This is a genomic window from Mycobacterium sp. 1482292.6 (assembly GCF_001672995.1).
GTDB lineage: Bacteria > Actinomycetota > Actinomycetes > Mycobacteriales > Mycobacteriaceae > Mycobacterium > Mycobacterium europaeum_A.
Genome location: NZ_LZKV01000068.1, coordinates 1 through 3,962, shown reverse-complemented (window position 1 = coordinate 3,962; position 3,962 = coordinate 1). Strand labels below are relative to the sequence as shown.

The following is a 3,962-nucleotide window of genomic DNA, read 5'->3' as shown; positions in this document are numbered from 1 at the left end:
GGTGGCGGCATCCTGGTCGGCTGGCTGGGCGGCATGCTGCTGTCGGGCATGCTCACCGTCATCGTCGGGCGGGCGGTGTTCGGGTCACCGATCACCATCGGCGAGACCTGGGCCAAGATTCGCGGGCGGCTGCTGGCCCTGCTCGGTCTGGCCCTGCTGGAAGCCGTCGTGGTGGCGGCCCTCGCCGGGCTGGTCGCGGTGATCATCGGGGTGCTGGCGGCGGTCGGCAACGCCGCGGCGGCCGTGGTGTTGGGCATCCCGTTGGTGCTGGCCGTCCTCGCGTTCCTGGCGTACCTGTACACGGTGGTGCTGTTCGCCCCGGTGCTGATCGTGCTGGAGCGGCTGCCGGTCATGGACGCAATCACCCGGTCCTTCAAGCTGATTCGCCACGGCTTCTGGCGGGTGCTGGGCATCCGGCTGCTGACGTTCCTGGTGGCAGCCGTGGTCGCCAACGCCGTAGCGGTGCCCTTCAGCCTCGTCGGCCAGTTCTTCCAGGTCACCTCGTCCAGCACGGCGTTCCTGGTCAGCACCGCGATCCTGTCGGTGGGGGCGGCGATCGGTGAGATCATCACCGCGCCGTTCAACGCGGGAGTCATCGTGCTGCTGTACACCGACCGCCGGATGCGCGCCGAAGCATTCGATCTGGTGTTGCAGAGCGGAGCCGCCCAGGGGCCATACGCGGCCGCTTCCACCGACAACCTCTGGCTGACCCGGCCCCTGTAAGGGCCGAAAGGATTGCCGCAGGATGCCTTCCATCGACATCGACCGCGATGCCGCACACCGCGCCGCACAGGACGAGCTCAACAAACCCAGCTATTCGAAGGGCTCCGCGCGAGAACACTTCGTCGACTGGCTCAACGACCTGATTTACCGGCTGCTGCAGAAGACCTCGACGATTCCGGGCGGATGGTTCACCGCCACAGTGCTTTTCATCCTGTTCGCCATCGCGGTGCTCGTCGGCGTCTACGTTCTGCGCCGCACCATGCGCACCCGCCGCGGCGGCGATCACTCGTTGTTCGAGGCCGCCCAACTGACCGCCGCCCAGCATCGCGCGACGGCCGAGAATCATGCGGCGCAGGGCGACTGGGCGGCGGCGATTCGTCACCGGCTGCGGGCCGTCGCCCGCCAGCTCGAAGAGACCCGGGTGCTGACACCCGCCCCCGGCCGCACGGCCAACGAGCTGGCCCGCGACGCCGGCGCCGCGCTGCCCCATCTGGCCGGCGAATTGACGCAAGCGGCATCGGCTTTCAACGACGTCACGTACGGTGAACAACCCGGCACCCAGCCCGCCTACCAGATGATCGCCGAGCTGGACGACCACCTGCGGTCCCGCTGGCAGGGCGGACCGCTGGGACCCGGCCGGGCGGAAGCCCCCGAGTCGTGGGCGGCGGTGCGCTGATGGCGACGACCACCGGTGTGACTCCCGAAACCACGCCGCGGCGCTGGCGCACCTGGCGGTGGGTGCTCGTCACGCTGCTGGTGCTCGCGGTCATCGCCGGCGTCGATGCCTATTTGACCGCGCCGCGGCCCGGCGCACGCATGGACCCGGGGGCAACCGGACCCGACGGCGCCCACGCACTGGTGGAATTGCTGCGCAACGCCGGAGTCGACGTCGTGGTGGCCAACAACATCGCCGACGTCGAACACGCGGCGCGCCCCGATGCGCTGATCCTGGTGGCCCAGAGCCAATACCTCACCGACACGCTGCTGGACCGGCTGGCCAGCGTCCATTCGGACCTGCTGCTGGTGGAACCGACGACACGGACCCGCGAGGCGCTGCTGCCGGACATCCGGATCTCGGGCGCCAACGGTTTCGACCTCGACCCCAATTGCACGCTGCGCGAGGCGGTTCGGGCCGGCTCGGTGCGGTTCGGGCCCAGCAACACCTACGAGCCCAAAGGCGGGCGCGCGATGACCCGCTGCTACGACGGCGCGCTGATCCGCTTCCGCGACGACGGCCGCACCATCACAGCGGTCGGCAACACCGACTTCATGACCAACGGCGGCCTGTTGCAAGCGGGCAACGCGGCCCTGGCGATGAACCTCGCCGGCGACCGGCCCCGGCTCATCTGGTACGCGCCGCATCAGGTCGAGGGTGAATCCTCGGCCAAGGCATCGCTTTTCGACCTGATCCCGCCCAATGTCATCTGGATCGTCGGTCAACTGGCGCTGGGAGTGCTGCTGGTCGCCCTGTGGAAGGGCCGCCGCCCCGGGCCCCTGGTGGCCGAGGAGCTGCCCGTGGTGGTCCGCGCGTCGGAGACGGTCGAGGGTCGCGGGCGGCTGTACCGGTCCCGACGGGCACGCGACCGCGCGGCCACCGCCTTGCGCGCCGCCACGGTCGCGCGGCTGCTGCCGCGGCTGGGCCTGGGCGCGGGCGCGTCACCCGATGCGGTGGTGACCACCGCGGCCCAGCGCATCGGATCCGATCCGGCGTTCGTCTCCTACCACCTGTTCGGTCCGCCCCCGACGACCGACAACGACCTGTTACAACTTGGCCGTGCGCTCGACGAAATCGAAAGGCAGGTCGCACACCCGTGACACAGTCCCCTTCCGCTCCACAAGCCGATACCGCCCAGTCCCCCACCGCTGAATCGGCACGCGAGGCACTGCTGGCGTTGCGTGGCGAGCTCGCCAAGGCTGTCGTCGGACAGGAGGGCGTGGTCAGCGGCCTGGTGATCGCGCTGCTGTGCCGTGGTCACGTGCTGTTGGAAGGCGTTCCGGGAGTGGCGAAGACGCTACTGGTCCGGGCGCTGTCCGCGGCGCTGCAGCTCGAATTCAAGCGGGTGCAGTTCACCCCGGACCTGATGCCCGGCGACGTGACGGGTTCACTGGTGTACGACGCGCGCACCGCCGCGTTCGTGTTCCGGCCCGGCCCGGTGTTCACCAACCTGCTGCTGGCCGACGAGATCAACCGGACCCCACCCAAGACCCAGGCCGCGCTGCTCGAGGCGATGGAAGAGCGACAGGTCAGCGTCGATGGCCAACCGCAGCCGCTGCCCGACCCGTTCATCGTGGCCGCGACCCAGAACCCGGTCGAATACGAGGGCACCTACCAGCTGCCCGAGGCCCAGCTGGACCGCTTTTTACTCAAACTGAATGTGACGCTGCCGCCGCGGGACGCCGAGATCGCCATCCTGCACCGGCACGCGCACGGCTTCGACCCGCGCGACCTGTCGGCGATCAGCCCGGTGGCCGGGCCCGCCGACCTGGCGGCCGGCCGCGACGCCGTCCAGCGCGTGCTGGTCGGCGACGAGGTGCTCGGTTACATCGTCGACATCGTGGGGGCCACCCGGTCGTCCCCCGCGCTGCAACTGGGCGTGTCGCCCCGCGGTGCCACCGCCCTGCTGGCCACCGCGCGGTCCTGGTCCTGGCTGTCCGGCCGCAACTACGTCACTCCCGACGACGTGAAGGCGATGGCCCGCCCGACGCTGCGGCACCGGGTGATGCTGCGGCCCGAGGCCGAACTCGAAGGGGCCACGCCCGACGGTGTGCTCGACGGGATTCTGGCGTCGGTTCCGGTGCCCCGCTAGTGGTCCTGACCGGACGCACCGGGTTGGTCGCACTGATCTGCGTCCTGCCCATCGCGCTGTCCCCCTGGCCGGCAACGACTTTCGTGGCCCTGCTGATCGCGCTGACGGTTCTGGTGGTCGTCGACATCGTGTTGGCGGCCAGCCCCGCCAAGTTGCGCTACGTCCGTTCCCCGGATCGCTCCGCCCGGCTCGGCCAGCAGGTCGAGTGCGGGCTGTTGATCCGCAACGACGGCCCGCGCAGCTTCCGCGGCCAGATCCGCGACGCCTGGCCGCCCAGCGCCCAGGCGCAGCCGCGCACCCAGCCGATCAACATCGCGGCCGGACAGGACCAGCGCGTCACGGCCCGGCTGCAACCGCTCCGCCGCGGCGATCAGCGCGCGACGGTGGTGACCGCCCGATCGATCGGTCCGCTGGGGCTGGCGGGACGGCAGG

General features: G+C 70.4%; 3 protein-coding genes and 2 pseudogenes. All 5 read left to right on the top strand.

What is annotated here, in order from left to right:
* A pseudogene (locus A5624_RS05945) lies at nt 1-723 on the top strand (hypothetical protein); the annotation flags it as partial.
* A 22-nt stretch (nt 724-745) separates the two neighbouring features.
* Complete coding sequence (locus tag A5624_RS05940) at nt 746-1,399, top strand: DUF4129 domain-containing protein (RefSeq protein ID WP_066863020.1); 654 nt, start codon at nt 746-748, stop codon at nt 1,397-1,399.
* Complete coding sequence (locus A5624_RS05935; protein WP_066863028.1) at nt 1,399-2,538, top strand: DUF4350 domain-containing protein; 1,140 nt, start codon at nt 1,399-1,401, stop codon at nt 2,536-2,538. The genes A5624_RS05940 and A5624_RS05935 overlap by 1 nt, the downstream gene beginning before the upstream one ends.
* Entirely contained in the window at nt 2,421-3,530 is a 1,110-nt protein-coding gene (locus tag A5624_RS05930; RefSeq protein ID WP_369806908.1) for an AAA family ATPase, read from the top strand. The genes A5624_RS05935 and A5624_RS05930 overlap by 118 nt, the downstream gene beginning before the upstream one ends.
* A pseudogene (locus A5624_RS05925) lies at nt 3,530-3,962 on the top strand (DUF58 domain-containing protein); the annotation flags it as partial. The gene A5624_RS05930 and the pseudogene A5624_RS05925, both read left to right, overlap by 1 nt.